This is a genomic window from Streptococcus sp. SK643 (assembly GCF_000259505.1).
In the GTDB taxonomy this organism is placed as follows: domain Bacteria; phylum Bacillota; class Bacilli; order Lactobacillales; family Streptococcaceae; genus Streptococcus.
Genome location: NZ_AJMM01000026.1, coordinates 30,453 through 56,295, shown reverse-complemented (window position 1 = coordinate 56,295; position 25,843 = coordinate 30,453). Strand labels below are relative to the sequence as shown.

The following is a 25,843-nucleotide window of genomic DNA, read 5'->3' as shown; positions in this document are numbered from 1 at the left end:
ATTGCGGTCTTTTTAGGTACAAGATTGCCAGCCGAAATGTGGTATAATAAGAGGTAATAGAGTTTTGGAAAGAGAGAGAGAATGATTTCAAAGAGATTAGAGTTGGTGGCGTCTTTTGTGCCGCAGGGAGCTATTTTACTAGATGTGGGGAGTGACCATGCTTATTTGCCTATCGAGTTAGTCGAAAGAGGAAAAATCGAAAGTGCCATTGCAGGTGAAGTTGTGGAGGGACCTTATCAGTCTGCTGTCAAAAATGTTGAGGCACACGGCTTGGAAGAAAAAATCCAAGTTCGTTTAGCAAATGGATTAGCAGCTTTTGAAGAGGCAGATCAAGTGTCGGTTATTACCATTGCTGGTATGGGTGGTCGTTTGATTGCTAGGATTTTAGAAGAAGGCTTGGACAAGTTAGCTGATGTAGAGCGTTTGATCCTCCAGCCCAATAATCGTGAAGACGACTTGCGTATCTGGTTGCAGGATCATGGTTTTGAGATTGTAGCAGAAAGTATTCTGGAAGAGTCTGGGAAATTCTACGAGATTTTGGTGGTGGAAGCAGGACAAATGAAGTTATCATCTAGTGATGTTCGCTTTGGACCTTTCTTGTCCAAAGAAGTCAGTCCGGTTTTTGTACAAAAATGGCAAAAAGAAGCTGAGAAGCTAGAGTTCGCCCTCGGACAAATTCCAGAAAAAAATCTGGAGGAACGTCAAGTTCTAGTAGATAAAATTCAAGCCATCAAGGAGGTTCTCCATGCTAGCAAGTGAAGTGATTAAAGCGTATGAAGCCTTTTGCCCTCAGGAGTTTTCAATGGAGGGAGACAGTCGTGGCCTGCAAATAGGAACTTTGGATAAGAATATCCAAAGAATTATGGTTACTCTTGATATTCGTGAAGAGACGGTGGCTGAAGCCATTGAAAAGGGTGTAGACTTGATTATCGTCAAGCACGCGCCGATTTTCCGTCCGATCAAGGATTTGGTAGCTAGTCGTCCACAAAATCAGATTTACATTGATCTCATCAAGCATGACATTGCAGTTTATGTCAGTCATACCAATATTGACATCGTTGAAAATGGTCTCAATGACTGGTTCTGCCAGATGCTAAGCATTGAGGAGACTACCTATCTACAGGAGACAGGTCCAGAACGTGGAATTGGTCGTATTGGGAATGTTCCGACTCAGACCTTTAGGGATTTTGCCCAACATGTCAAGCAAGTATTTGACCTAGATAGCCTTCGAATGGTGCATTATCAAGAGAGTGATTTGCAGAAGCCTATTTCAAGAGTAGCCATCTGTGGTGGAAGCGGGCAGTCTTTCTATAAGGATGCTTTAGCTAAGGGGGCAGATGTTTATATCACTGGTGATATCTACTACCACACTGCCCAGGAAATGCTGTCTGATGGGTTACTGGCATTGGACCCAGGTCACTATATCGAAGTGCTTTTTGTAGAAAAAATCGCAGCACTTCTTACTCAATGGAAGGAAGAGGAGGGGTGGTCTATTGACATCTTGCCTAGTCAAGCATCGACCAATCCTTTCCACCATATCTAGTTAGGAAGTGAAAACAATGAAAAAAGTTGCCATTATCGGAGCAGGAATTGTGGGAGCAACAGCTGCCTACTACCTCTCGAAAGAAAGTGACCTAGAAGTAACCGTCTTTGACCATGGACAGGGTCAGGCTACCAAGGCCGCAGCGGGAATTATCAGTCCTTGGTTTTCCAAACGCCGCAATAAGGCCTGGTATAAAATGGCGCGATTGGGGGCTGACTTTTATGTGGATTTACTAGCTGATTTAGAGAAGTCAGGGCAGGAAATCGACTTTTACCAGCGTTCGGGAGTCTTTCTCCTGAAAAAGGATGAACCCAAGTTGGAAGAACTCTACCAACTAGCTTTAGAGCGCAGAGAAGAGTCTCCCTTGATAGGGCAATTAGCCATTCTAGACCAAGCATCAGCTAATGAATTATTCCCTGGATTGCAGGGATTTGACCGCCTGCTCTATGCTTCGGGTGGAGCGAGAGTAGATGGTCAGCTTTTAGTGACTTGTTTGCTAGAAGCTAGTCAGGTTGAAGTAGTGAGAGAAGAGGTGGGTCTAAATCCTTTATCAGCAGGCTACCAGATTGGAGACCGCGTTTTTGATCAGGTTATTTTAGCGACAGGTGCTTGGTTGGGACAAATGTTGGAACCGCTAGGTTATCAGGTTGATGTTCGTCCTCAAAAGGGGCAACTCCGAGATTATCAAGTAGAGCAAGATATGGCAAACTATCCTGTTGTCATGCCAGAAGGGGAGTGGGATTTGATTCCTTTTGCAGGTGGGAAATTATCATTAGGTGCCACCCATGAAAACGATCAAGGATTTGACCTTAGGGTAGATGAAATCTTGTTGCAGCAAATGGAAGAGGCCGCTTTGCCTTGCTATCCTAGATTAGCAGAAGCTACTAGAGCTGGTGAACGTGTGGGTACTCGCGCCTATACCAGCGATTTTTCTCCATTTTTTGGGCAAGTGCCAGGTTTAACAGGTGTCTATGCGGCTAGTGGACTAGGGTCTTCAGGTCTCACAACTGGACCTATTATTGGTTATCATTTAGCTCGATTGCTTCAAGGAAAGTCTGTGACATTAGAAAGTTCTAATTACCCGATTGAAAAGTATGTAAAACGAATAGAAAACTAGTCATTTTTTACTAAATTTTCACTAAAGGTTTTAGTATGGCAAATGACATTCCCTATCAAAAATGGTAAAATAAGAAAAAATAATCCGAGAATCGAGGAAAGAAGATGCAAGAAAAGATTTTGGTAACGGGTGGAGCAGGTTTTATCGGAACCCACACAGTTATTGAGTTAATCCAAGCAGGACATCAGGTTGTTGTGGTGGATAACCTTGTTAATAGTAACAGAAAAAGTTTAGAAGTTGTTGAGAGAATTACAGGAGTTGAAGTACCTTTCTATGAGGCAGATATTCGTGATACAGATACCCTCAGAGATATTTTCAAGCAGGAAGAACCAACAGGTGTTATTCACTTTGCTGGCTTGAAGGCTGTAGGAGAATCAACACGCATTCCTCTTGCCTATTATGACAATAATATCGCTGGTACTGTTAGTCTTTTGAAAGCAATGGAAGAAAACAACTGTAAAAACATCATTTTCAGTTCTTCTGCGACTGTTTACGGGGATCCTCACACTGTTCCAATTCTAGAAGATTTCCCACTTTCAGTGACAAATCCATATGGTCGTACTAAGCTTATGCTAGAGGAAATTTTGACGGATATCTACAAGGCAGACTCAGAGTGGAATGTAGTCTTGCTTCGTTACTTTAACCCAATCGGAGCCCATGAGAGTGGAGATTTGGGAGAAAATCCAAATGGTATTCCAAACAACCTCTTGCCATATGTGACTCAAGTAGCCGTTGGTAAACTGGAACAAGTTCAGGTTTTTGGTGATGACTATGAAACAGAAGACGGAACTGGTGTTCGTGACTATATCCACGTTGTCGATTTGGCTAAAGGTCACGTTGCAGCTCTGAAAAAAATCCAAAAAGGTTCAGGACTGAACGTTTACAATCTTGGAACAGGTAAAGGCTACTCTGTTCTTGAGATTATCCAAAATATGGAAAAAGCAGTTGGGCGTTCAATTCCTTATCGTATTGTAGACCGTCGCCCAGGTGATATTGCAGCATGCTATTCAGATCCTGCAAAAGCCAAAGCAGAACTCGGCTGGGAAGCAGAACTCGACATCACCCAAATGTGTGAAGATGCATGGCGTTGGCAAAGCAAGCATCCAAATGGATTTGAAGACTAAGATGGTGATGTCAATCATTGTCCCTTGTTTAAACGAAGAGGAAGTACTTCCTCTTTTTTATCAGGCTTTGGAAGCGTTACTTCCAGATTTGGAAACAGAAATCGAGTATGTCTTTGTCGACGATGGATCAAGTGATGGGACCTTGGAACTCTTAAAGACCTATCGGGAGCAAAATCCGGCAGTTCATTATATTTCTTTCTCGCGAAATTTTGGCAAAGAAGCAGCCCTCTATGCAGGCTTGCAATATGCGACAGGAGACCTAGTGGTGGTGATGGATGCAGACCTCCAGGATCCTCCTAGTATGTTGCTTGAGATGAAAAATTTACTAGACAAGAATGCAGATTTAGACTGTGTAGGAACACGGAGAACTAGTCGGGAGGGAGAGCCCTTCTTTCGCAGTTTCTGTGCTAATGTCTTTTACCACCTCATGCAAAAAATTAGTCCTGTAGCCCTGCCGGCAGGTGTCCGTGATTTTCGCATGATGAGAAGGTCTGTGGTCGATGCCATTTTAACCCTAACAGAGTCCAATCGTTTTTCTAAGGGACTCTTTGCTTGGGCCGGTTTTAAAACCCACTATCTCGACTATCCAAATGTAGAACGACAGGCTGGTAAGACAAGTTGGAGTTTTAGACAGCTTTTTTTCTACTCTCTTGAAGGAATTGTTAACTTTTCAGATTTTCCCTTAATCATATCCTTTTTAGCTGGTCTTATTTCTTGCCTGATATCCTTACTTATGACCATGTTTGTTGTGATTCGAACTCTTATCTTAGGGAATCCTACATCAGGTTGGACATCTCTGATGGCTGTCATTCTCTTTCTTGGAGGCATTCAACTCTTGACCATTGGGATTCTCGGTAAATATATTAGTAAGATTTATCTAGAGACTAAAAAAAGACCACTCTATCTCATCAAAGAAAAAAGTGATCTTCCCGTTATTAAAGAAAAAAATAAAGTTAAAAGACTATAATTTTACTTGAAAATATGCTAAACTAGAAGTGATGGTAAACCATCCAAAGTTTAAGATTTTATTTTAAGACTGATCTTTAATCAAGGCACGTGTAGGGCAGTTTCTAACAGCTTCTAAAATGTCTTGACTAGGACAAATTTCTTTTTCTAGTTGATCAGGATCATCGTAAAAGCGCACGATACCATTATCGTGGTAATCAAATAAATCAGAATAAGTTTGGCAAAGCCCACAGGCAATGCAACGTTCAGGTATAAGTGTGATTTTCATATTTATATTGTAATAAGAAAAGTAAAAAAAAACAAGGAGTAAGGTATGGCAAAAGAACCGTGGCAAGAAGATATTTATGAAGAACAAGAAGAAACAAGATCTGAACGACGTAGAACTGAACTTGGAGAAACAACAGCTAATCGTGTTTTGACAATTTTAGCGAGTATTTTCTTTGTAATTGTATTAGTGATGATTATTGTTTTGGTTTATCTTTCATCTGGAGGGAGTAATCGTACAGAAGCATTAAAAGACTTTCATGACTCTAGTACAAATGTAGAACAGGTATCTTCTTCTACAAGTACTGAACAAGCAGCTTCTGCCACAGAACAAAAAGAAGAATCATCACCTAATTCTGAAAATCAAGAAGGGACTACAAAAGTTTTACCAGGAGAAGGTGAAGCTGCGATTGCTGCTCGTGCTGGTATTTCGATAGCCCAATTAGAAACCTTGAATCCTTCACACATGTCGACAGGATCTTGGTATGCTGATCCTGGTGATGTTGTTAAGACTAGATAGGAGTCAGTAATGAAAACAATTCAAATTGCAATTGATGGCCCTGCATCAAGTGGTAAAAGTACAGTTGCGAAGATTATTGCTAAGGATTTTGGATATACGTACTTAGATACAGGTGCTATGTATCGGGCTGCAACTTATATAGCTCTTAAACACCAGTTGGAAGATGAAAATGTAGAGCAATTACTTGAACTTCTAGACCAACATCCTATTAGTTTTGGACGATCAGAAGCAGGTGAACAACTTGTTTTTGTAGGAGATGTGGATATCACTCATCCGATTCGTGAACATGAAGTGACAAATCGTGTATCTGCCATTGCAGCACTACCAGCTATTCGTAAAAAGTTGGTGAACCTCCAACAAGAAATTGCCCAAAAAGGTGGCATTGTCATGGATGGTCGTGATATAGGAACTGTTGTATTGCCACAAGCAGAGTTAAAAGTTTTTCTAGTAGCTTCTGTTGATGAGAGAGCAGAACGACGGTACAAAGAAAATATAGCCAAGGGAATTGAGACAGACCTCGAAACACTCAAAGAGGAAATTGCAGCACGTGATTATAAAGATAGTCATCGTGAAACATCACCTCTGAAACAAGCTGAGGATGCAGTCTACCTTGATACAACTGGTTTAACTATTGAAGAAGTAGTGGATAAAATCAAGGTAGAAGCTGAAAAGAAAATGTGAAATGAAAAAACCGATCTTTGAGTATCGGTTTTTTCTCTATTTGTCAAAATGTTGATTTTAGGGTATAATAGTTGCTGTTCGAGAAAATTTGATTTTCAAAGAATAGTGAAAAGTAAAAAGGAGACGTTATGAACAACCTACCAAATTGTAAAGAATGTAATTCAGAATATGTTTACGAAGATGGAGCTATGCTAGTTTGCCCTGAGTGTGCTTATGAGTGGAATCCTGCTGAAGTCACAGAAGTAGAAGAAGGTATTGTTGCCATTGATGCAAATGGAAACAAATTAGCAGATGGTGATACAGTCACTTTGATTAAGGATTTAAAAGTAAAAGGTGCGCCAAAAGATTTGAAACAAGGTACGCGCGTCAAGAATATCCGTATTGTAGAAGGCGACCACAATATTGACTGTAAGATTGATGGCTTTGGTGCTATGAAACTCAAGTCAGAATTTGTGAAGAAAATTTAAACATGTCTAATAAATTTAAATTTATTTTTTATAGTCGTATCTTCTTGTTTCTAGCGGCTTTTACTGGCGTCTATCTTGAAATTGTTAACCGTGGTGGCTTTGGGATGCTTCTCTATTATACGGTTCTATCCAACCTTTTAGTAGCGATTTTTATCCTCTATCTGTTAAGGGTTATGAAGCGTGATGGTGAAAATTGGCAAAGTCCAACTCTTTTGCGTTTAAAGGGTGGTGTCACCATGAGTATTATGATTACCTGTGTGATTTATCATTTTCTCTTGGCACCTATCGCAACTAATTTCTATACTCTAGAAAATTTCCTCTGCCATTATATTGTTCCTCTCTGGTTTTTTGCAGATACTCTTTTCTTTGATAAACAGGGGCAATACAAGATTTGGGATCCAGTTGTGTGGACAATTTTACCCCTACTTTATATGATTTTTGCTCTTTTTAATGGCTTGGTTTTGAAATTGGATATCCCAAATTCTAAGGTTAGCCCCTTTCCCTATTTCTTTTTGAATGTAGCTAAAGGATGGGACGTGGTTATCAAGTGGTGTGCCATTATCTTTGTCGCTTATATGTTGGCAGGATTTGTCTTTTACTTTATCAAGCAAATCAAGAGAAAATCATCTTAAAATATACGAAAAACTTTTGTCGGTTAGGAAGGAGTCTGTCAGTAAATGAGACTTCTTCTTTTCATACATTGGTTTTAATAGTTGATGAAGAGAAAAAATAGAAAGAGATTTCATGAAACAATTTTTAGAAAGGGCTAGTATTCTCGCACTATCCCTCGTTTTAATTACTTCCTTTTCCATTTCGAGTGCCTTACCAGCCATGTTTGACTATTACCAAGGATATCCTAAGGAACAAATTGAACTCTTGGCGAGCTTGCCATCCTTTGGAATCATGATCATGTTACTACTAAATGGTTTTTTAGAAAAAATATTTCCTGAGCGATTACAGATTAGTTTAGGATTGCTGATTTTATCACTGAGTGGAACAGCACCCTTTTGGTATCAAGCCTATCCCTTTGTCTTTGGAACACGGATTCTTTTTGGTTTGGGTGTTGGGATGATTAATGCCAAGGCTATTTCCATTATCAGTGAACGCTATCAAGGAAAAACGCGAATTCAGATGTTAGGGCTACGTGGTTCTGCAGAGGTCGTTGGGGCTTCTCTCATTACCTTGGCAGTCGGTCAGTTGTTGGCCTTTGGTTGGACAGCTACTTTCTTAGCCTATAGTGCTGGATTTTTGGTGCTGACCCTTTATCTGCTCTTTGTCCCTTATGGAAAGGAAAAGAAAGAAATCAAGAAAAAGGAGAAGGAAGCAAGTCGCTTAACTCAGGAAATGAAAGGCTTGATTTTTATCCTAGCTATTGAAGCAGCGGTTGTAGTTTGTACCAATACGGCTATTACTATTCGTATTCCAAGTTTGATGGTGGAAAGAGGACTTGGAGATGCCCAGTTATCTAGTTTTGTCCTTAGTGTCATGCAGTTGATCGGGATTGTGGCTGGTGTGAGTTTTTCTTTCTTGATTTCTATCTTTAAAGAGAAACTGCTCCTCTGGTCTGGTATTACCTTCGGCTTAGGGCAAATCGTGATTGCCCTCTCTCCATCCTTGTGGGTGGTAGTGGCAGGAAGCATTCTGGCTGGTTTTGCCTACAGTGTAGCCTTGACGACGGTCTTTCAACTTGTCTCTGAAAGAATTCCAGCTAAACTCCTCAATCAAGCAACTTCATTTGCTGTATTAGGCTGTAGTTTCGGAGCCTTTACGACCCCATTCGTTCTAAGTGCAATTGGGTTACTAACACAAAATGGAATGTTGGTCTTTAGTATCTTAGGAGGTTGGTTGATTGTAACCTCTATCTTTGTCATGTACCTACTTCAAAAGAGAGCTTAGGATTGGTTCTAAGTTTTTCTTTTTAGGATTTTTGTACCCATACAGTATTTGTTTTAGGACCTTGTTTATAGACTAATTTCTTGATAAAATAGAAGTTATGACAAGATACAAAGCAACTATTTCCTATGATGGTTACGCCTTTGCTGGTTTTCAGCGCCAGCCTCATGCGCGTAGTGTTCAGGAAGAAATTGAAAAAACCTTGACGAGACTCAATAAAGGGAAAGCAATCACTGTTCACGGTGCTGGTAGGACTGATAGTGGGGTTCATGCTTTGGGACAGGTGATTCATTTTGACTTGCCCTATCAAATGGATGAGGAAAAACTTCGCTTTGCCTTGGACACCCAGTCCCCTGAAGATATTGATGTGATTTCGATTGAGATCGTGGCGGATGATTTTCATTGTCGTTATGCTAAGCACAGCAAGACCTATGAGTTTATCGTGGATAGGGGGCGTCCTAAAAATCCCATGCGCCGTCACTATGCTACTCACTTTCCTTATCCGCTTGACGTGGAACGGATGCAGATGGCAATCAAAATGCTAGAGGGAACACATGATTTTACAGGTTTTACAGCCTCTGGGACTAATGTGGAGGATAAGGTTCGCACCATTACAGAAGCTAGTCTCAGGGTTGATGAGACAGGCCAGTTTTTGACTTTTACCTTTTCAGGAAATGGTTTCTTGTATAAGCAGATTCGCAATATGGTGGGGACACTGCTCAAAATCGGAAATAATCGTATGCCAGTGGAGCAGATTGACCTGATCTTGGAGAAAAAAGACAGGCAGCTTGCAGGTCCCACTGCAGCCCCAAATGGTCTATATTTGAAGGAGATTACTTATGAAGAATAATCGTATTTTAGCACTTTCTGGAAATGATATTTTTAGTGGTGGTGGTTTGTCCGCTGATTTGGCTACCTATACCATGAACGGTTTGCATGGTTTTGTAGCAGTGACTTGTTTGACAGCCTTGACGGAAAAGGGCTTTGAAGTCTTTCCAACTGACGATGCCATTTTTCAACATGAATTAGATAGCTTGCGTGATGTGGAGTTTGGGGGAATTAAGATTGGTCTTCTTCCTACTGTCAGTGTGGCTGAGAAGGCTTTGGACTTTATCAAACAACGCCCAGGAGTGCCTGTGGTTCTGGATCCTGTCTTGGTTTGCAAGGAAACACACGACGTAGCTGTAAGTGAACTCTGCCAAGAATTGATTCGCTTTTTCCCTTATGTCAGTGTGATTACGCCTAATCTTCCTGAAGCAGAATTATTGGCAGGTCAGGAAATTAAAACCTTGGAAGACATGAAAACTGCATCTCAGAAATTGCATGACTTAGGAGCGCCAGCAGTCATTATCAAGGGAGGCAATCGCCTTAGTCAGGACAAGGCTGTGGATGTCTTTTATGATGGACAAAACTTTACAGTCCTAGAAAATCCTGTTATCCAAGGGCAAAATGCTGGTGCAGGTTGTACCTTTGCCTCTAGCATTGCCAGTCACCTAGTCAAAGGTGATGAACTTTTACCAGCAGTAGAAAGCTCTAAGGCTTTCGTTTACCGTGCCATTGCACAAGCAGATCAGTATGGAGTAAGACAATATGAAGCAAACCAAAACAACTAAAATCGCCCTTGTATCCCTATTAACCGCCCTCTCTGTGGTTCTAGGTTATTTCTTAAAAATTCCAACACCGACAGGCATTCTAACTCTTTTAGATGCGGGTGTCTTCTTTACGGCCTTTTACTTTGGTAGTCGTGAAGGGGCTATTGTTGGAGGATTGGCTGGATTCCTCATTGACCTCTTATCAGGCTATCCTCAGTGGATGTTCTTTAGTCTGGTAAACCATGGCTTGCAGGGATTTTTCGCAGGATTTAAAGGAAAAACTCAGTGGTTAGGCCTTATCTTAGCAACGATTGCCATGGTAGGAGGTTACGCCTTGGGTTCTACATTGATGAATGGCTGGGCTGCAGCTCTACCAGAAATTTTACCAAATTTCATGCAAAATATCGTGGGAATGGTTGTCGGATTTATTTTGAACCAAAGTATCAAGAAGATAAAGTAAAAAGTTAGCTATTTGAGCTAACTTTTTTGTGTAGATTTAATCAAAATAAAGTAAGTCTTTGCTGGTGCTTGTAAAGAGGTCAAAGCCATCCTTGGTAACAACACCACAGTCTTCGATACGGACACCTACTTTACCAGGGATATAGATACCAGGTTCAACAGAGAAGCACATGCCTTCTTCGATGACCATGTCGTTTCCTTCCATGATAGATGGGAATTCATGGACATCCATACCTATTCCGTGACCAAGACGGTGGTTGAAGTACTCACCATAACCAGCTTTTTCGATGACTTCACGGGCAGCGCGGTCTACTTCATGAGCAGTCACACCTGGTTTGATAAAGTCAAGAGCAGCTTGTTGGGCTTCGAGGGTCAAGTTGTAAATATCTTTCTTGAATTGGTCAGGTTTTCCGACAGCGACTGTACGAGTCATATCTGACGCATAGCCGTTAACTAGAACACCCAGGTCAAAGAGGAGAAGAGCATCATTTTCAACCTTGTTAGCTGCTGGAATACCGTGTGGATTTGCAGCGTTATCGCCAGTCAAGACCATGGTATCAAAACTCATTTCATAACCTTCACGTTTCATGGCAAAGTCGATTTGAGCAATGATATCTGTCTCTGTCTTATCAAGAGAAATATTATCAAAACCAACATTAACAGCCTTGTCCGCATAGAGACCTGCAACCATCATTTTTTGCACTTCGTCAGCAGATTTGATGAGGCGCATGCGTTGGATACGAGGTGTGAGGTTTTCAAACTCAGCAGTTTCAAAGACTATTTTCAAGCCATGATATTTGGTCAAGATGAGATTGTCAAACTCAACAGCGACACGTTTGAAGTCAAGCTGTGGAAGGGCATGTTTCATTTTTTGCCATGGATTTTCAGAATCTACATAGCCCACAACTGGGAAGGAAACAGTGCTAGTAGCACGCTCAACCTCAAGGGCTGGGACAAAGAGGAGAGGTTCCTGATCTGCTAGGACAAAAAGAAACATTTGGCGTTCATGGGGATCACTGTAAAAGCCAGTGAGGTAATTGATTGTGACGGGGTCAGATACGACAGCGACGTCTAGTTTTTCAGTTTCAAGATATGTTACGATTTGTTGTAATTTAGACATATGCTACCTTCTTTCTACCCCTCTATTTTGGCAAAAAATGAGAGAAAATGCAAGGGAGAAGGGTAAAAGAATAGGTAAAAAGAACCCCAACAATTTAGTGGAGTTCTTTTGAGTATGGCTTTGTCTTTATGAAAAGTCAGCCTTGCTTTTCACGTCACTGTACTCTTCAGCGATTTCTTGGCTGAGAATATCTTCATAGGCTGGTAAAACAAGGTCTTGATCATATTTTTTCTTGAGGGCAGTGGTAACAAGGCGATAAGCTAGATTGGCATTGCGAGATAGGATAGGTCCGTGGAAGTAGGAACCAAAGACATTCTTGTAATGAACCCCTTCTCCGACTTTTTCTTCGTTATTTCCATTTCCATATACCACCTGTCCCAGCGGTTTTTGATCGTCTGAGAGGAAGGTACGGCCCTGGTGATTTTCAAATCCATAGTAGGTTTCATCGAAGTCTTCATTGTGAATCTTGATATCGCCGATAAAGCGATTATTGGTCTGGTTAAGGGTATAGTGACCCATAACTCCTAGCCCTTCAATACGTTTTCCTGAAGCTTCAATATAATATTGCCCCAGTAGTTGGAAGCCACCGCAGATAGCAAGAACTACACCGTCGTTTTGAATGTAGTTGTCAATGCTCTCTTTTTTAGCAGGTAAATCACTAGCAATGATACTTTGTTCAAAGTCTTGACCACCACCGAAAAAGGCGATATCATAGTAATTTTCATCAAAATCATCATGGAGAGAAACGATGTCAACTGTTACATAAGCACCTAGCTTTTCAGCTACATACTTGAGCATGAGGATGTTTCCATTGTCCCCATAGGTATTCATGAGATTTCCATAGAGGTGGGCAATGTTGAGTTGATATGGATAGATGCCATCTTTTGAGGAAAGTGAAGTATAAACCATTAATTCATCTCCTTTCTAACAATCTGCCGACTAGCCAGTAGTTCGCGGAATTCAAGCATAGCAGTATAGGTTGCAAGGATATAAGCATGTTTACATTCTTGATTTTCGATGGTTTTAAGGACTTGCTCTAGGTTGCTTGTTTCAGTGATTTGACTAGCTGGATAGCCTGTGACACGTAAGCGACGGGCAATTTCAGAATGCCGAACACCGCCAGCGTTGATTTCAGGGATGTCCATTTCAGTAATTTGCTCAAAGTCAGCATCCCAAATCCAGCTGGTATCAATACCGTCAGCGTAGTTGGCATTGAGGAGAACAGATAGGCTAAATGGATAAGGAGCTAGCTTAATCATTTCAATCGCCTGAGTTGCACCGACAGGATTCTTAATGAGGACCAGAGTACATTCCTTATCCCCGATATGGAAGGTTTCCTGGCGTCCAAAGACAGCACGACTCTTATCAAATCCTTGTTTGATGAGTTGCGAATCTGCGCCGAGGAAACGGGCGATGGCAACTGCAGCTAGGGCGTTGTAGATATTATAGAGTCCGCCGATTTGGATACCGTATTCTTGGCCGTCAATGACAAAGCGAGAGCGATTATTGGTTAACTCAACTAAGTCTGTCAAGCGATAGTCGAGATCTGGACGTTTACATCCACAGCCTTCACAGATATAGGCACCCAAGTTTGCATAGGTATTGTGTTCATACTTGAGGATACCTTGACAATAAGGGCAGAGAATACCCTCTGTATTGTAGTGAGCTTCTCGAGCGGGTCCTTTTTCTAAGTCAAACCCAAAATACTGCACAGGATTTGGAATATCCGGTTTGTAGAAAAGTGGACTATCTCCATTGAGAAGTACAGTAGCGGTTGGAACTTTTCGAATGGCATCCAAAATCATCTTGTAAGTTGTGTAAATCTCCCCGTAGCGGTCCATCTGGTCACGGAAGATATTGGTAATGACAAAAAGACTGGGCTTGATGTAGTCACAGATACGAGAAAGACTGGCTTCGTCTATTTCTAATACTGCAATGTTTTTTCCAGTTTTAGAGGATTTGGCAGTCAAGAAGGTCGTAGTGATCCCTGTAATCATATTAGCACCACTTGGGTTAGTCAAAACATGACCATAAACCTCATTTAAAATACCAACAGTGAGGGCAGTTGTCAAGGTTTTTCCGTTGGTTCCAGTGACCACGACAATCTCGTAGTTCCTAGCAAGGTGTTGTAAAATATCTTTATCAAATTGAAGGGCGAGTTTTCCTGGAAGGGTACTCCCACGGCCAAGACGGCTTAAGATTAAGTGAGAAGAACGTCCAGCAAGGAGCCCAAAAGTCGTTTTTAAATTCATGTTTCTATTATATCACAAAAGAGGGAAAAGACGGATTTGAGATTTCGCAGAAGCAAAAACAGCCCCAAGAGGGCTGTTGGTTAAGATGAGACTTCAACTTAAATCGCAAACAAGTCATTCAAGTTCTCAGCCAAGGTTGGGTGAGTGAAGATTTGTTTTGTGAAGTAAGTGTAAGGAATCTTGTTGTCCATAGCAACAGTGATGATGTTGATGATTTCTTGAGAACCTTCTGAGAAGATGCTTGCTCCAAGAATTTCTTTTGTTTCAGTATTAACAACAGCTTTGAAAGCTCCGCGAAGATCTCCATTTACGTGACCACGAGGCATTGCTGCAACAGGAATTTCCTTAACGGCGTATGGAAGTTTCAAATCAGCTGCTTGGCTTTCAGTCAAACCAACTTGTGAAAGTGCAGGTGTGATAAACATAGTATTTGGTACATTGAGACGGTCTTCAAGAGTGTAGCTGCCATCTCCAGCAAGGTAGCTGTAGACAACACGGAAGTCATCAAGTGAAATGTAAGTAAATTGAAGGCCACCGTTGACATCTCCAACTGCAAAGACACCAGGAACGTTTGTTTGACAATGTTTGTCTACTTTAATAGCACCACGTTCAGTTAGTTCAATATCTGTATTTTCAAGTTGAAGTGGTTCTACATTTGGTTTGCGTCCAGTTGAGTAGAGAAGGGCGTCGAAACGGTAAGTTTCGTTTTCAGTTACGAGGAGCACTTGGTCACCATCGTTTTTGATTTCAGTAGTGCGGATATTTTGAAGCAATTCAATACCGTCTTCTTCCATATATTGCTTAGCAAGAGCTGCGATGGAAGGTTCTGCACGAGGTAGGAAAGTATCCAAGGCGTCTAGAACTGTAACCTTGCTTCCAAGTTTGTTGTAAAGACCAGCAAATTCAAGACCGATATTTCCTCCACCAAGAACTCCAAGTTTTTCAGGCAATTTGTCCAAGTTTTGAATACCTGTTGAGTCAAAGACGTTTTTGCTTGTAGCAAGTCCAGGGATTGGCAAGACGTTTGAAACAGCACCAGTGTTGATGACGATTGTTTCAGCGGTCAGTTCTTTCTTTTCATCACCAGCTTGGATTTCGATGACTTTATTTGAAAGGAAGTGAGCTTCCGCATCAAAGATGTCCACGCCTGTACCAGCAACAGTCGCATAGTTTTTACCGTTGAGGCGACCAGTGATAGTGTTTTTGGTAGCAATGACTTCTTCAAAAGACAAGTCTTTCTCAGCAGCAACCAGCAAAGTTTTAGTTGGGATACAACCAATGTTGATACAAGTTCCACCGTACATAGCCTTGCTACGTTCAACGAGGGCAACTTTTTTGCCAGCTGAAGCCAATTTACCAGCTAGTGTTTTACCAGCTTTACCAAATCCGATAACGATTAAATCATAAGTTAACATTTAGAGTTCCTCCTATTCGCATTTCATTCTAGCACAAGAAAAAAACTTTTGCACAATTCTGCTACGCTTTAAAAAAGTTTATGAAATGGTTGGTATTTTAGTCTCATTTTCTTAGAAAAATCGTTTACATGACTTTATCGACGGATTTAACTATCTTTTGCTCTGGTCTTGTGTTATACTAGATAGGTTGCAGAGAAAACAGTACTTTTCTTTTGTGGAAAAGAAGCAACACGATTTTATATCCAGTATATGAAAATACGTCATAAAAAGAAAAGTATAAACTAAGCCCTATAGGGTGGCTTCGCACCACCTTTAGAAAGAAGAATAACGTGAAATTTAATGAATTAAACTTGTCTGCTGATTTGCTAGCAGAGATTGAAAAAGCTGGTTTTGTAGAAGCCAGTCCTATCCAAGAGCAAACCATTCCATTGGCTCTAGAAGGCAAAGATGTGATTGGTCAAGCCCAGACTGGTACAGGTAAAACTGCTGCCTTTGGTCTACCAACTCTTGAAAAAATTCATACAGAAGATGCAACTATCCAAGCCTTGGTGATTGCTCCGACTCGTGAATTAGCTGTCCAAAGTCAAGAAGAACTCTTCCGTTTTGGTCGTAGTAAGGGAGTTAAAGTCCGTTCAGTATATGGCGGATCAAGCATTGAAAAACAAATTAAGGCTCTTAAATCTGGTGCCCATATAGTGGTGGGAACACCTGGTCGCCTTTTGGACTTGATTAAACGCAAGGCCTTGAAATTACAAGATATTGAAACTCTTATCCTTGACGAAGCGGATGAAATGCTTAACATGGGCTTCCTTGAAGACATTGAAGCTATCATCTCCCGTGTTCCTGAAAGCCGTCAAACCTTACTTTTCTCAGCAACTATGCCAGATGCCATCAAACGTATCGGTGTTCAGTTCATGAAAGAACCTGAGCATGTCAAGATTGCAGCTAAGGAATTGACAACAGAATTGGTTGACCAATACTATATTCGTGTTAAAGAACAAGAAAAATTTGATACAATGACTCGTCTTATGGATGTGGAACAGCCTGAGCTTGCTATCGTATTTGGTCGTACAAAACGCCGTGTAGATGAATTGACTCGTGGTCTTAAAATCCGTGGCTTCCGTGCAGAAGGAATTCATGGAGACCTAGACCAAAACAAGCGTCTTCGTGTCCTTCGTGATTTTAAAAATGGCAATCTTGATGTTTTGGTTGCGACAGACGTTGCAGCGCGTGGGTTGGATATTTCAGGTGTGACCCATGTCTATAACTACGATATTCCTCAAGATCCTGAAAGTTATGTTCACCGTATCGGTCGTACAGGTCGTGCTGGTAAGTCAGGTCAGTCTATTACTTTCGTATCACCAAATGAAATGGGCTACCTCCAAATCATTGAAAACTTGACTAAGAAACGCATGAAAGGTCTCAAACCTGCAAGTGCAGAAGAAGCCTTCCAAGCAAAAAAACACGTAGCTATCAAGAAAATCGAACGTGATTTTACAGATGAGACTATTCGTGCCAACTTTGAGAAATTTGGTAAGGATGCTCGTAAGCTAGCTGCCGAATTTACTCCAGAAGAGTTGGCCATGTATATCTTGAGTCTGACTGTTCAAGATCCAGATAGTCTACCTGAAGTTGAGATCGCGCGTGAAAAACCACTACCGTTTAAACCATCAGGTAATGGCTTCGGAGGTAAAGGTAAGGGAGGTCGTCGTGGAGATGACCGTCGTGATAATCGCCATGGAGACAACCGTCGTGGTGGTCGTCGTGATGATTTTAAAAAAGGAAGTCGTGGCAACGATCGTTTTGATAAAGACAGACGTTATCGTAATAAAGACAATAAAAAACCTCACAACACTTCAAGTGAGAAGAAGACAGGCTTTGTTATTCGTAATAAGGGTGATAAATAAGAAAAAGCGATTCACTAGAATCGCTTTTTTATATAAGGAGACCGAATTTTGAAAGAAGGATAAATAAAATAGTTATATTATCTTCTTATAATATCATCATACAAAAAAATATCTAACTTGTCAATAGATAATTAGAAAATTTAGTTAAAATATTCTTGTTTTTTTAAATTGCAATTAAATAAGCAATTTTCAGATAATAATTGAAAATTCAAGGTCTTTATGTTATAATGGAAGCGATTAAATACGAGGTGAAAAATGGCACATTTATTAGAAAAAACACGAAAAATCACATCTATTTTGAAACGTTCTGAGGAACGGTTGCAGGATGAATTGCCTTACAATGCCATTATGCGTCAATTAGCAGATATTATTGATTGTAATGCTTGTATTGTGAGTAGTAAGGGACGTCTGTTGGGATACTTCATGCGCTATAAAACTAACACAGACCGTGTAGAGCAGTTTTTCCAAACTAAGATTTTCCCTGAAGTCTATATTCAGGGAGCCAACATGATTTACGACACAGAGGCCAACCTGACTGTAGATCACGATTTGAGTATCTTTCCTGTAGAGAGCCGATCAGATTTTCCTGATGGATTGACAACGATTGCCCCTATCCATGTATCGGGGATTCGTCTTGGTTCTCTTATTATCTGGCGTAATGATAAACAATTTGACGATGAGGACTTGATTCTTGTTGAGATTGCAAGTACCGTTGTTGGTATTCAACTCCTAAACTTCCAACGTGAAGAAGATGAAAAAAATATTCGTCGTCGGACAGCAGTCACGATGGCGGTTAATACCCTTTCCTACTCAGAATTACGTGCTGTATCAGCTATTTTAGCTGAGTTAAATGGAAACGAAGGTCAATTAACAGCTTCAGTGATTGCAGACCGTATCGGGATTACACGTTCAGTGATTGTAAATGCGCTTCGTAAACTTGAGTCCGCTGGGATTATTGAAAGTCGATCGCTTGGAATGAAGGGAACCTATCTTAAGGTCTTGATTTCAGATATTTTTGAAGAAGTGAAGAAAAGAGATTACTAATGACAAAGGCTTTAATTTCGATTGATTATACAGAAGATTTTGTTGCAGATAGTGGAAAATTGACAGCAGGCGCTCCAGCTCAGGCAATTTCAGAAGCTATTAGCAAGGTGACTCGATTAGCTTTTGAACGCGGAGATTATATCTTCTTTACTATCGATGCTCACGAAGAAAACGATTGTTTCCATCCAGAAAGTAAACTATTTCCTCCTCATAATCTGATAGGGACTAGTGGACGGAATTTATACGGAGATTTGGAGACTTTTTATCAAGAGCATGGTTCAGATAGTCGTGTCTTTTGGATGGATAAACGTCATTACTCAGCTTTTTCAGGGACTGACTTGGATATCCGTTTGAGAGAGCGTCGAATTTCTACAGTTATCTTAACAGGAGTTTTGACGGATATATGTGTCCTGCACACAGCTATAGATGCCTATAATCTAGGGTATGAGATTGAGATTGTCAAGCCAGCGGTTGCTTCTATCTGGCCTGAAAACCATCAATTTGCCCTAGGACATTTCAAAAATACACTTGGAGCCAAGCTAGTAGATGAAAATCTAAATGAAATTTCAGAGTAATTTGGTTGATGAAATGAAAAATTTTTGAAAAAAAGTGTTGACAAGTATCCTAAAAGTTGATATACTAGTAAAGTAATCGACGCGGGGATGGCGGAATTGGCAGACGCGCAGGACTAAGGATCCTGTGACCGCTTTAGGTCGTGAGGGTTCAAGTCCCTCTCTCCGCATAGGATAAGAACTGGCATTTGCTAGTTCTTTTTTGTTGTTATAAAATTGAGCAAAATATTTTGCTCTTTTTTCTTATTTCATAAACATTTCATATTTGGATTTTATAATAGTCTTACAAATATGGAGGTGACACATGAATCCAATCCAAAGAGCTGGGGCTTATGTCAGTAGAAAACGACTGAGAAGTTTTATTTTATTTCTGATTTTATTTGTCCTATTGGCTGGAATTTCAGCCTGTTTGACATTGATGAAGTCCAACAAAACGGTGGAAACCAATCTTTATAAATCACTCAATACATCTTTTTCTATTAAGAAGATAGAAAATGGACAGACCTTCAAGTTGTCAGACCTAGCATCTGTCAGCAAGATTAAGGGACTTGAAAATGTCTCTCCTGAACTCGAGACGGTCGCAAAACTAAAAGACAAGGAAGCAGTGAGTGGCGAGCAGAGCGTGGAGCGTGATGATTTGTCAGCTGCAGACAAGAACTTGGTTAGTTTAACGGCTCATGAGGATTCATCCAAGGATGTTACCTTTATCAGCTCAGCTTTCAATCTAAAAGAAGGGCGACACCTTCAAAAAGGGGATTCAAAGAAAATCATCATCCACGAAGAGTTGGCTAAGAAGAATAGTCTTTCCCTTCATGACAAGATTAGCTTGGATGCTGGACAGTCAGAATCTGGCAAAGGACAAACTGTCGAGTTTGAAATCGTCGGAATCTTCTCTGGTAAAAAGCAAGAGAAATTCACAGGCTTATCTTCTGATTTTAGTGAAAACACGGTCTTTACTGACTATGCAAGCAGTCAAACTCTTATGGGAAATAGCCAACCTCAGGTCAGCGCAGCCCGCTTTTATGTAGAGAATCCTAAGGAGATGGATGGCCTCTTGAAGCAGGTGGAAAACCTATATCTGGAAAATCAAGGATATCAAATTGAGAAGGAAAATAAGGCTTTTGAACAAATCAAAGACTCTGTTGCTACTTTTCAAACTTTCCTAACAGTCTTTCTTTATGGGATTATGATTGCAGGGGCAGGAGCTTTGATCTTGGTCTTATCTCTCTGGTTGAGGGAGAGGGTCTACGAAGTTGGGATCCTCTTAGCCCTAGGAAAAGGAAAGGGGGCCATTTTACTACAGTTCCTACTAGAAGTATTTTTAGTTTCAGTGGGGGCCATTATACCAGCCTTCTTTGCAGGAAAAAGTATTACCTCCTATCTTTTAAAAACCATGTTATCAAGTGGAGATGAGACAGCCTTACAAGATACACTGGCAAAAATAGCGAATTTATCAAATAGTTTGCTATCCTTTATTGAATCCTATGCATTTTTGCTGGTGATTAGTTGCTTATCTGTAGCCTTATGCTTTATCTTTTTATTTAGAAAATCACCGAAAGAAATTTTATCATCTATTAGTTAAAAAGGAGAAATCATGACTTTATTACAATTGCAAGACCTTACCTACCGTTATAAGAATACTGCCGAAGCAGTTTTATATCAGATCAATTATAATTTTGAACCAGGGAAATTTTACAGTATTATTGGGGAGTCAGGAGCGGGGAAATCGACTCTCTTGTCTCTCCTAGCAGGTCTAGATAATCCTGTCGAAGGTTCCATCCTCTTTGAAGGGCAGGACATTCGTGACAAGGGCTATTCCTACCATCGTATGCACCATATTTCCTTGGTCTTTCAAAATTATAATTTGATAGATTATCTTTCTCCGCTGGAAAATATCCGCTTGGTCAATAAAAAGGCCAACAAGGAGACTCTTCTTGAACTTGGTCTTGACGAAAGTCAGATCAAGCGGAATGTTCTCCAGTTATCAGGTGGACAGCAACAACGGGTTGCCATTGCTCGCAGTCTGGTATCGGAAGCTCCAGTTATCTTAGCAGATGAGCCAACAGGTAATCTAGATCCTAAGACTGCTGGAGATATTATTGAACTTCTCAAGTCTCTTGCTCAAAAAACAGGGAAATGTGTCATTGTCGTAACTCACAGTAAAGAAGTGGCTCAATCATCTGATATTACACTTGAATTAAAGAATAAGAAATTAACAGAAATTCGCAATACCACTAAATAAAAGAGTTTATTCTATTAGAATAAACAAATCAATTCAAATCTAGAAAGGGAACCTATGTTACACAATGCATTTGCCTATGTTACAAGGAAATATTTTAAATCCATTGTCATTTTTCTCATTATTCTCCTAATGGGGAGCTTGAGTTTGGTTGGTTTATCCATCAAGGGTGCAACTACCAGAGCTTCTCAGGAGACCTTTAAAAATATCACCAACAGTTTTTCTATGCAAATCAATCGCCGTGTCAATCAAGGTACGCCACGTGGTGCAGGAAATATCAAGGGTGAAGATATCAAAAAAATCACTGAAAACAAGGCGATTGAGTCTTATGTGAAACGCATCAACGCTATTGGGGATTTGACTGGCTATGAACTCATTGAAACACCGGAAACAAAGCAAAATCTAACTGCTGATCGAGCGAAACGATTTGGAAGTAGCTTGATGATTACAGGTGTTAACGATTCGACTAAAGAAGACAAGTTTGTATCAGGTTCCTATACATTAGTCGAAGGTGAACACTTAACCAACGATGATAAGAACAAGATCCTCCTGCACAAGGATTTAGCAGCAAAACATGGCTGGAAGGTCGGAGATAAAGTCAAACTAGATTCCAATATCTACGATGCAGATAATGAAAAAGGAGCCAAGGAGACAGTCGAAGTAACCATCAAGGGTCTCTTTGACGGTCACAATAAGTCTGCAGTGACTTACTCACAAGAACTCTATGAAAACACAGCTATTACAGATATTCATACAGCTGCCAAACTCTACGGTTACACAGAAGAAACGGCTATTTATGGGGACGCAACCTTCTTTGTGACAGCAGATAAAAACTTGGATGATGTCATGAAAGAGTTGAATGGTATCAGTGGTATCAACTGGAAGAGTTATACACTCGTTAAGAGTTCTTCTAACTACCCAGCTCTTGAGCAATCTATTTCTGGTATGTACAAGATGGCCAATATTCTCTTCTGGGGCAGCTTGAGCTTTTCTGTGCTCCTTCTTGGCCTATTGCTCGGTCTTTGGATCAATGCTCGCCGTAAGGAAGTAGGGATTCTCCTTTCAATTGGGCTCAAACAAACTAGTATCTTGGGGCAATTTATCACCGAATCTATCTTGATTGCTATCCCAGCTCTTGTTTCAGCTTATTTCCTAGCCAACTACACAGCACGTGCGATCGGAAATACGGTTCTTACCAATGTCACGTCAGGTGTTGCCAAGCAAGCTAGCAAGGCTGCTCAAGCCTCCAACCTAGGTGGTGGTGCTGAAGTAGACGGATTTAACAAAACATTATCGAGCCTCGATATTTCCATTCAACCAGCAGACTTTATGATTGTATTTATTCTAGCCTTGGTTCTAGTGGTGCTTGTCATGGCGCTTGCTTCAAGCAATCTTCTTAGAAAACAACCTAAAGAACTACTAATTGATAGTGAATAAAGAAGGTGCTACCTATTCTCCCCTAAATGGGGTATAATATAGGTAGCATTTTTATGTGTTTAATCTCTCAAAAATCCCTGTTTTAAGGGTCATTGAGGAATTTTTTAAAGGAATGAGAAAGACTTTTCTATGAAAATATTAATTGTAGAAGATGAAGAGATGATCCGTGAGGGGATCAGTGATTATTTAACAGATTGTGGGTATGAAACCATTCAAGCTGCTGATGGTGAGGAGGCCCTTGCGCAATTTTCCAACTACCAAGTTGCTTTGATTTTACTGGATATTCAGATGCCTAAGCTTAATGGCTTAGAAGTTCTAGCTGAGATTCGTAAAACTAGTCAGGTTCCTGTCTTGATGTTAACAGCCTTTCAGGATGAAGAATACAAGATGAGTGCTTTTGCTTCACTAGCAGACGGCTATCTTGAAAAACCTTTTTCTCTCTCCCTTTTGAAAGTAAGAGTAGATGCTATTTTTAAGCGTTATTATAATAGTGGTAGAGTCTTTACTTACAAGGATGCTGAAGTGGACTTTGACAGTTATAGTGCAACCCTAGCAGGTGAGGAAGTATCTATCAATGCCAAAGAGTTAGAAATTCTTTATTATTTGGTGAAAAATGAAGGGCGGGCCTTGAGTCGGTCTCAGATTATTGATGCTGTTTGGAAGGTAACTGATGAGGTTCCTTTTGATCGCGTCATTGATGTCTATATCAAAGAATTACGGAAAAAGTTGGACTTGGACTGCATCCATACAGTACGTAATGTAGGTTATAAATTGGAGAGAAAATGAAGCGGACAGGTCTATTTACAAAAATATTTCTCTATACCTTCTCGGTTTTTAGTGTTTTGGTTATTTGCCTTCATTTAGCTATTTATTTTCTCTTTCCCTCCACTTATCTAAGCCACCGTCAGGAAACCATTGGTCAAAAGGCGACAGCCATTGCCCAATCACTTGATGGACAGGATAGAGAAAGGATTGAACAAGTTTTAGAGCTCTATTCTCAGACGAGTGATATCAAAGGTGCTGTCAAGGGCGAAGCAACAGAGAACAAGCTTGAGGTCAGCGAAAATCTTCCCCTAGACACCAATAGTCAGACAACCTCCCTCTTTATAGAGGAGCGGGAAGTGAAAACGTCTGATGGAGGAACTATGACTCTTCAGTTTTTAGCTTCTGTAGATTTACAAAAGGAAGCAGAGCAGATTAGCCTTCAATTTCTCCCTTATACCTTGCTAGCCTCCTTTATGATTTCGTTATTGGTTGCCTACATCTATGCACGGACTATTGTTGCGCCGATTTTGGAGATCAAGCGGGTCACTCGTCGCATGATGGACTTAGATGCCCAAGTGCGTTTGCGTGTGGATTCTAAGGATGAGATTGGTGATCTCAAAGAACAAATAAATAGCCTCTACCAGCACCTCTTGACCGTCATTGCTGACCTGCATGAAAAGAACGAGGCTATTCTCCAGCTTGAAAAGATGAAGGTCGAGTTCTTGCGTGGGGCTTCTCATGAATTGAAAACACCTCTAGCCAGTCTTAAAATTTTGCTTGAAAATATGAAGGAGAACATTGGGCGCTACAAGGATAGAGACCATTATCTTGGGGTTTCCTTGGGGATTGTGGATGATCTCAGTCATCATGTTCTTCAAATACTTTCCCTTTCATCGGTACAGGAATTGCGGGATCAAAAGGAAGAAATTGCTCTCTTTGACATGACACAATCACTACTAAACGATTATGAATTGCTGGCTAAGGAACGCCAACTATATCTACAAAACACCTTAAGTAAGCAGAAAGTCTACATGAATCCTTCTGTTATGAAATTGATTTTATCCAACCTCATTAGTAATGCAATCAAGCATTCAAGTATCGGAGGTTTGGTGCAGATTGGAGAAAAAGAAGGGAGCTTCTTTATCGAAAATAGCTCTTATCCTGAAGAACAGGAAAAGCTAGTTCAGTCTTTTTCAGGAAATGCTAACCGTAAAGCCAAGGGTTCAGGTATGGGACTTTTTGTAGTCAAAAGCTTATTGGAGCATGAAAAAATTGCTTATAATTTTGAATTGAAGGATTCTTCCTTGACCTTCTTTATAGATTTTCCAAAAGTCGCCAAAGACTAGGTAGAGAAAGGGTTTACATAGATTAAGATAGAAGAAATTCAATCGAAACTACGGGAAAAACTAGATTTTTTTGTCAAAAAGTGATAGAATGAACAATGTAAATGGGATGTCCCATAAAAATATACAGGAGGCCTGATAAAATGGCAATCGTTTCAGCAGAAAAATTTGTCCAAGCAGCTCGTGACAATGGTTATGCAGTTGGTGGATTTAACACAAACAACCTTGAGTGGACTCAAGCTATCTTGCGCGCAGCAGAAGCTAAAAAAGCTCCAGTATTGATCCAAACTTCAATGGGTGCTGCTAAATACATGGGTGGTTACAAAGTTGCTCGCAACTTGATCGCTAACCTTGTTGAGTCAATGGGGATCACTGTACCAGTAGCTATCCACCTTGACCACGGTCACTACGAAGATGCACTTGAGTGTATCGAAGCTGGTTACACTTCAATCATGTTTGATGGTTCACACCTTCCAGTTGAAGAAAACCTTAAATTGGCTAAAGAAGTTGTTGAAAAAGCACATGCTAAAGGTATCTCAGTAGAAGCTGAAGTTGGTACTATCGGTGGTGAAGAAGACGGAATCATCGGTAAAGGTGAATTGGCTCCAATCGAAGACGCTAAAGCAATGGTTGCAACTGGTATTGACTTCTTGGCAGCTGGTATCGGTAACATCCACGGTCCTTACCCAGCAAACTGGGAAGGTCTTGACCTTGACCACTTGCAAAAATTGACAGAAGCTCTTCCAGGATTCCCAATCGTATTGCACGGTGGATCAGGTATTCCTGATGAGCAAATCCAAGCAGCTATCAAACTTGGTGTTGCTAAAGTTAACGTTAACACTGAATGCCAAATCGCATTCGCTAACGCAACTCGTAAATTTGCTCGTGACTACGAAGCAAACGAAGCAGAATACGACAAGAAAAAACTCTTCGACCCACGTAAATTCTTGGCTGACGGTGTAAAAGCTATCCAAGCATCAGTTGAAGAACGTATCGACGTATTCGGTTCAGAAGGTAAAGCTTAATCTAGCTGAATAATACAGATGAAACCTGCCTATTGGGTGGGTTTTTTGGTGTTTATTTTTATGGAGAATATACTTAAGACTACTATATCCAAAGCTGC

At 40.5% G+C, this 25,843-nt stretch carries 27 protein-coding genes and 1 tRNA gene; 23 read left to right on the top strand and 5 right to left on the bottom strand.

Annotated elements, in window-relative coordinates; genetic code table 11:
* Positions 1-81 precede the first annotated feature (81 nt).
* The 5 genes from HMPREF1117_RS09915 (at position 82) to HMPREF1117_RS09895 (ending at position 4,751) form a co-directional block, all read left to right on the top strand.
* Positions 82-759, top strand: a complete 678-nt coding sequence (locus HMPREF1117_RS09915) for a tRNA (adenine(22)-N(1))-methyltransferase (RefSeq protein ID WP_000624059.1) — start codon at positions 82-84, stop codon at positions 757-759.
* Complete coding sequence (locus HMPREF1117_RS09910; RefSeq protein WP_000881130.1) at positions 746-1,543, top strand: Nif3-like dinuclear metal center hexameric protein; 798 nt, start codon at positions 746-748, stop codon at positions 1,541-1,543. Before HMPREF1117_RS09915 ends, HMPREF1117_RS09910 begins: the two co-directional genes overlap by 14 nt.
* Positions 1,544-1,559: 16 nt before the next feature.
* The gene (locus HMPREF1117_RS09905; protein ID WP_000754634.1) at positions 1,560-2,660 is read left to right on the top strand and encodes an NAD(P)/FAD-dependent oxidoreductase; all 1,101 of its coding nucleotides are present in this window, start codon (positions 1,560-1,562) and stop codon (positions 2,658-2,660) included.
* A 104-nt stretch (positions 2,661-2,764) separates the two neighbouring features.
* Positions 2,765-3,784 carry a UDP-glucose 4-epimerase GalE gene (galE, locus tag HMPREF1117_RS09900; RefSeq protein WP_001156554.1) on the top strand — a complete coding sequence of 340 codons (1,020 nt, stop codon included), beginning with the start codon at positions 2,765-2,767 and terminating at the stop codon, positions 3,782-3,784.
* Between the two features lies 1 nt (position 3,785).
* A complete protein-coding gene (locus tag HMPREF1117_RS09895) occupies positions 3,786-4,751 on the top strand; it encodes a glycosyltransferase family 2 protein (RefSeq protein WP_025171610.1) in 966 nt (321 codons plus the stop codon).
* Between the two features lie 63 nt (positions 4,752-4,814).
* On the opposite strand, the gene HMPREF1117_RS11710 is transcribed toward HMPREF1117_RS09895, so the two are convergent.
* Complete coding sequence (locus HMPREF1117_RS11710; RefSeq protein WP_007557368.1) at positions 4,815-5,018, bottom strand: ferredoxin; 204 nt, start codon at positions 5,016-5,018, stop codon at positions 4,815-4,817.
* 45 nt (positions 5,019-5,063) lie between these two features.
* Between HMPREF1117_RS11710 and HMPREF1117_RS09890 the strand changes: the two genes are divergently transcribed.
* The 8 genes from HMPREF1117_RS09890 (at position 5,064) to HMPREF1117_RS09855 (ending at position 10,627) form a co-directional block, all read left to right on the top strand.
* Positions 5,064-5,534, top strand: coding sequence for an SAG1386/EF1546 family surface-associated protein (locus tag HMPREF1117_RS09890; RefSeq protein ID WP_001040915.1), 471 nt, complete (start codon positions 5,064-5,066; stop codon positions 5,532-5,534).
* A gap of 9 nt (positions 5,535-5,543) precedes the next feature.
* Positions 5,544-6,215, top strand: coding sequence for a (d)CMP kinase (gene cmk, locus HMPREF1117_RS09885; protein ID WP_000849394.1), 672 nt, complete (start codon positions 5,544-5,546; stop codon positions 6,213-6,215).
* A gap of 128 nt (positions 6,216-6,343) precedes the next feature.
* The gene (locus HMPREF1117_RS09880) at positions 6,344-6,682 is read left to right on the top strand and encodes a zinc ribbon domain-containing protein YjdM (protein WP_001061579.1); all 339 of its coding nucleotides are present in this window, start codon (positions 6,344-6,346) and stop codon (positions 6,680-6,682) included.
* Positions 6,683-6,684: 2 nt separating this feature from the next.
* Positions 6,685-7,314, top strand: coding sequence for a Pr6Pr family membrane protein (locus HMPREF1117_RS09875; protein WP_000066171.1), 630 nt, complete (start codon positions 6,685-6,687; stop codon positions 7,312-7,314).
* Positions 7,315-7,426: 112 nt separating this feature from the next.
* On the top strand, positions 7,427-8,578 hold the full coding sequence (locus HMPREF1117_RS09870; RefSeq protein WP_000808689.1) for an MFS transporter: 1,152 nt from the start codon (positions 7,427-7,429) through the stop codon (positions 8,576-8,578).
* 97 nt (positions 8,579-8,675) lie between these two features.
* Complete coding sequence (gene truA / locus HMPREF1117_RS09865) at positions 8,676-9,425, top strand: tRNA pseudouridine(38-40) synthase TruA (protein WP_000199181.1); 750 nt, start codon at positions 8,676-8,678, stop codon at positions 9,423-9,425.
* Entirely contained in the window at positions 9,415-10,188 is a 774-nt protein-coding gene (locus tag HMPREF1117_RS09860; protein WP_000794799.1) for a bifunctional hydroxymethylpyrimidine kinase/phosphomethylpyrimidine kinase, read from the top strand. The genes truA and HMPREF1117_RS09860 overlap by 11 nt, the downstream gene beginning before the upstream one ends.
* Complete coding sequence (locus HMPREF1117_RS09855; protein ID WP_000814987.1) at positions 10,166-10,627, top strand: ECF transporter S component; 462 nt, start codon at positions 10,166-10,168, stop codon at positions 10,625-10,627. The genes HMPREF1117_RS09860 and HMPREF1117_RS09855 overlap by 23 nt, the downstream gene beginning before the upstream one ends.
* Positions 10,628-10,663: 36 nt before the next feature.
* Here the strand turns inward: HMPREF1117_RS09855 and HMPREF1117_RS09850 are convergent, their stop codons facing one another.
* From HMPREF1117_RS09850 to HMPREF1117_RS09835, 4 genes are all read right to left on the bottom strand, one after another.
* Positions 10,664-11,746, bottom strand: a complete 1,083-nt coding sequence (locus HMPREF1117_RS09850) for a M24 family metallopeptidase (protein ID WP_000040948.1) — start codon at positions 11,744-11,746, stop codon at positions 10,664-10,666.
* Between the two features lie 126 nt (positions 11,747-11,872).
* Positions 11,873-12,655 (bottom strand): lipid II isoglutaminyl synthase subunit GatD, encoded by a 783-nt coding sequence (gene gatD / locus HMPREF1117_RS09845; RefSeq protein ID WP_000263186.1) that lies wholly within the window; start codon positions 12,653-12,655, stop codon positions 11,873-11,875.
* Positions 12,655-13,998 (bottom strand): lipid II isoglutaminyl synthase subunit MurT, encoded by a 1,344-nt coding sequence (gene murT, locus HMPREF1117_RS09840; protein ID WP_001050224.1) that lies wholly within the window; start codon positions 13,996-13,998, stop codon positions 12,655-12,657. The genes gatD and murT overlap by 1 nt, the downstream gene beginning before the upstream one ends.
* 98 nt (positions 13,999-14,096) lie before the next feature.
* Entirely contained in the window at positions 14,097-15,413 is a 1,317-nt protein-coding gene (locus HMPREF1117_RS09835) for an FAD-containing oxidoreductase (RefSeq protein ID WP_000958932.1), read from the bottom strand.
* Between the two features lie 329 nt (positions 15,414-15,742).
* Here HMPREF1117_RS09835 and HMPREF1117_RS09830 point away from each other — a divergent pair, with 329 nt between their 5' ends.
* From HMPREF1117_RS09830 to HMPREF1117_RS09785, 10 genes are all read left to right on the top strand, one after another.
* Positions 15,743-17,320, top strand: a complete 1,578-nt coding sequence (locus HMPREF1117_RS09830; RefSeq protein WP_000671104.1) for a DEAD/DEAH box helicase — start codon at positions 15,743-15,745, stop codon at positions 17,318-17,320.
* Between the two features lie 255 nt (positions 17,321-17,575).
* On the top strand, positions 17,576-18,364 hold the full coding sequence (gene codY, locus HMPREF1117_RS09825) for a GTP-sensing pleiotropic transcriptional regulator CodY (protein WP_000940741.1): 789 nt from the start codon (positions 17,576-17,578) through the stop codon (positions 18,362-18,364).
* Entirely contained in the window at positions 18,364-18,939 is a 576-nt protein-coding gene (locus HMPREF1117_RS09820; protein ID WP_000158734.1) for a cysteine hydrolase family protein, read from the top strand. Before codY ends, HMPREF1117_RS09820 begins: the two co-directional genes overlap by 1 nt.
* Positions 18,940-19,020: 81 nt before the next feature.
* Positions 19,021-19,106, top strand: a tRNA-Leu gene (locus HMPREF1117_RS09815).
* Between the two features lie 134 nt (positions 19,107-19,240).
* Positions 19,241-20,518 carry an ABC transporter permease gene (locus HMPREF1117_RS09810; RefSeq protein ID WP_001068246.1) on the top strand — a complete coding sequence of 426 codons (1,278 nt, stop codon included), beginning with the start codon at positions 19,241-19,243 and terminating at the stop codon, positions 20,516-20,518.
* A gap of 12 nt (positions 20,519-20,530) precedes the next feature.
* On the top strand, positions 20,531-21,178 hold the full coding sequence (gene vex2, locus HMPREF1117_RS09805) for an ABC transporter ATP-binding subunit Vex2 (RefSeq protein ID WP_000173724.1): 648 nt from the start codon (positions 20,531-20,533) through the stop codon (positions 21,176-21,178).
* A 54-nt stretch (positions 21,179-21,232) separates the two neighbouring features.
* Complete coding sequence (vex3, locus tag HMPREF1117_RS09800) at positions 21,233-22,612, top strand: ABC transporter permease subunit Vex3 (protein ID WP_000903011.1); 1,380 nt, start codon at positions 21,233-21,235, stop codon at positions 22,610-22,612.
* A gap of 129 nt (positions 22,613-22,741) precedes the next feature.
* The gene (locus HMPREF1117_RS09795; RefSeq protein WP_000697947.1) at positions 22,742-23,398 is read left to right on the top strand and encodes a response regulator transcription factor; all 657 of its coding nucleotides are present in this window, start codon (positions 22,742-22,744) and stop codon (positions 23,396-23,398) included.
* Positions 23,395-24,723 carry a sensor histidine kinase VncS gene (gene vncS, locus HMPREF1117_RS09790; RefSeq protein ID WP_000831386.1) on the top strand — a complete coding sequence of 443 codons (1,329 nt, stop codon included), beginning with the start codon at positions 23,395-23,397 and terminating at the stop codon, positions 24,721-24,723. Before HMPREF1117_RS09795 ends, vncS begins: the two co-directional genes overlap by 4 nt.
* A 140-nt stretch (positions 24,724-24,863) precedes the next feature.
* Complete coding sequence (locus HMPREF1117_RS09785) at positions 24,864-25,745, top strand: class II fructose-bisphosphate aldolase (protein WP_001018994.1); 882 nt, start codon at positions 24,864-24,866, stop codon at positions 25,743-25,745.
* Positions 25,746-25,843 lie beyond the last annotated feature (98 nt).

Coding starts and splice junctions, on each gene's coding strand:
- HMPREF1117_RS09915 (WP_000624059.1), top strand. CDS start 82: ATGATTTCAAAGAGATTAGAGTTGGTGGCGTCTTTTGTGCCGCAGGGA.
- HMPREF1117_RS09910 (WP_000881130.1), top strand. CDS start 746: ATGCTAGCAAGTGAAGTGATTAAAGCGTATGAAGCCTTTTGCCCTCAG.
- HMPREF1117_RS09905 (WP_000754634.1), top strand. CDS start 1,560: ATGAAAAAAGTTGCCATTATCGGAGCAGGAATTGTGGGAGCAACAGCT.
- galE (WP_001156554.1), top strand. CDS start 2,765: ATGCAAGAAAAGATTTTGGTAACGGGTGGAGCAGGTTTTATCGGAACC.
- HMPREF1117_RS09895 (WP_025171610.1), top strand. CDS start 3,786: ATGGTGATGTCAATCATTGTCCCTTGTTTAAACGAAGAGGAAGTACTT.
- HMPREF1117_RS11710 (WP_007557368.1), bottom strand. CDS start 5,018: ATGAAAATCACACTTATACCTGAACGTTGCATTGCCTGTGGGCTTTGC.
- HMPREF1117_RS09890 (WP_001040915.1), top strand. CDS start 5,064: ATGGCAAAAGAACCGTGGCAAGAAGATATTTATGAAGAACAAGAAGAA.
- cmk (WP_000849394.1), top strand. CDS start 5,544: ATGAAAACAATTCAAATTGCAATTGATGGCCCTGCATCAAGTGGTAAA.
- HMPREF1117_RS09880 (WP_001061579.1), top strand. CDS start 6,344: ATGAACAACCTACCAAATTGTAAAGAATGTAATTCAGAATATGTTTAC.
- HMPREF1117_RS09875 (WP_000066171.1), top strand. CDS start 6,685: ATGTCTAATAAATTTAAATTTATTTTTTATAGTCGTATCTTCTTGTTT.
- HMPREF1117_RS09870 (WP_000808689.1), top strand. CDS start 7,427: ATGAAACAATTTTTAGAAAGGGCTAGTATTCTCGCACTATCCCTCGTT.
- truA (WP_000199181.1), top strand. CDS start 8,676: ATGACAAGATACAAAGCAACTATTTCCTATGATGGTTACGCCTTTGCT.
- HMPREF1117_RS09860 (WP_000794799.1), top strand. CDS start 9,415: ATGAAGAATAATCGTATTTTAGCACTTTCTGGAAATGATATTTTTAGT.
- HMPREF1117_RS09855 (WP_000814987.1), top strand. CDS start 10,166: ATGAAGCAAACCAAAACAACTAAAATCGCCCTTGTATCCCTATTAACC.
- HMPREF1117_RS09850 (WP_000040948.1), bottom strand. CDS start 11,746: ATGTCTAAATTACAACAAATCGTAACATATCTTGAAACTGAAAAACTA.
- gatD (WP_000263186.1), bottom strand. CDS start 12,655: ATGGTTTATACTTCACTTTCCTCAAAAGATGGCATCTATCCATATCAA.
- murT (WP_001050224.1), bottom strand. CDS start 13,998: ATGAATTTAAAAACGACTTTTGGGCTCCTTGCTGGACGTTCTTCTCAC.
- HMPREF1117_RS09835 (WP_000958932.1), bottom strand. CDS start 15,413: ATGTTAACTTATGATTTAATCGTTATCGGATTTGGTAAAGCTGGTAAA.
- codY (WP_000940741.1), top strand. CDS start 17,576: ATGGCACATTTATTAGAAAAAACACGAAAAATCACATCTATTTTGAAA.
- HMPREF1117_RS09820 (WP_000158734.1), top strand. CDS start 18,364: ATGACAAAGGCTTTAATTTCGATTGATTATACAGAAGATTTTGTTGCA.
- HMPREF1117_RS09810 (WP_001068246.1), top strand. CDS start 19,241: ATGAATCCAATCCAAAGAGCTGGGGCTTATGTCAGTAGAAAACGACTG.
- vex2 (WP_000173724.1), top strand. CDS start 20,531: ATGACTTTATTACAATTGCAAGACCTTACCTACCGTTATAAGAATACT.
- vex3 (WP_000903011.1), top strand. CDS start 21,233: ATGTTACACAATGCATTTGCCTATGTTACAAGGAAATATTTTAAATCC.
- HMPREF1117_RS09795 (WP_000697947.1), top strand. CDS start 22,742: ATGAAAATATTAATTGTAGAAGATGAAGAGATGATCCGTGAGGGGATC.
- vncS (WP_000831386.1), top strand. CDS start 23,395: ATGAAGCGGACAGGTCTATTTACAAAAATATTTCTCTATACCTTCTCG.
- HMPREF1117_RS09785 (WP_001018994.1), top strand. CDS start 24,864: ATGGCAATCGTTTCAGCAGAAAAATTTGTCCAAGCAGCTCGTGACAAT.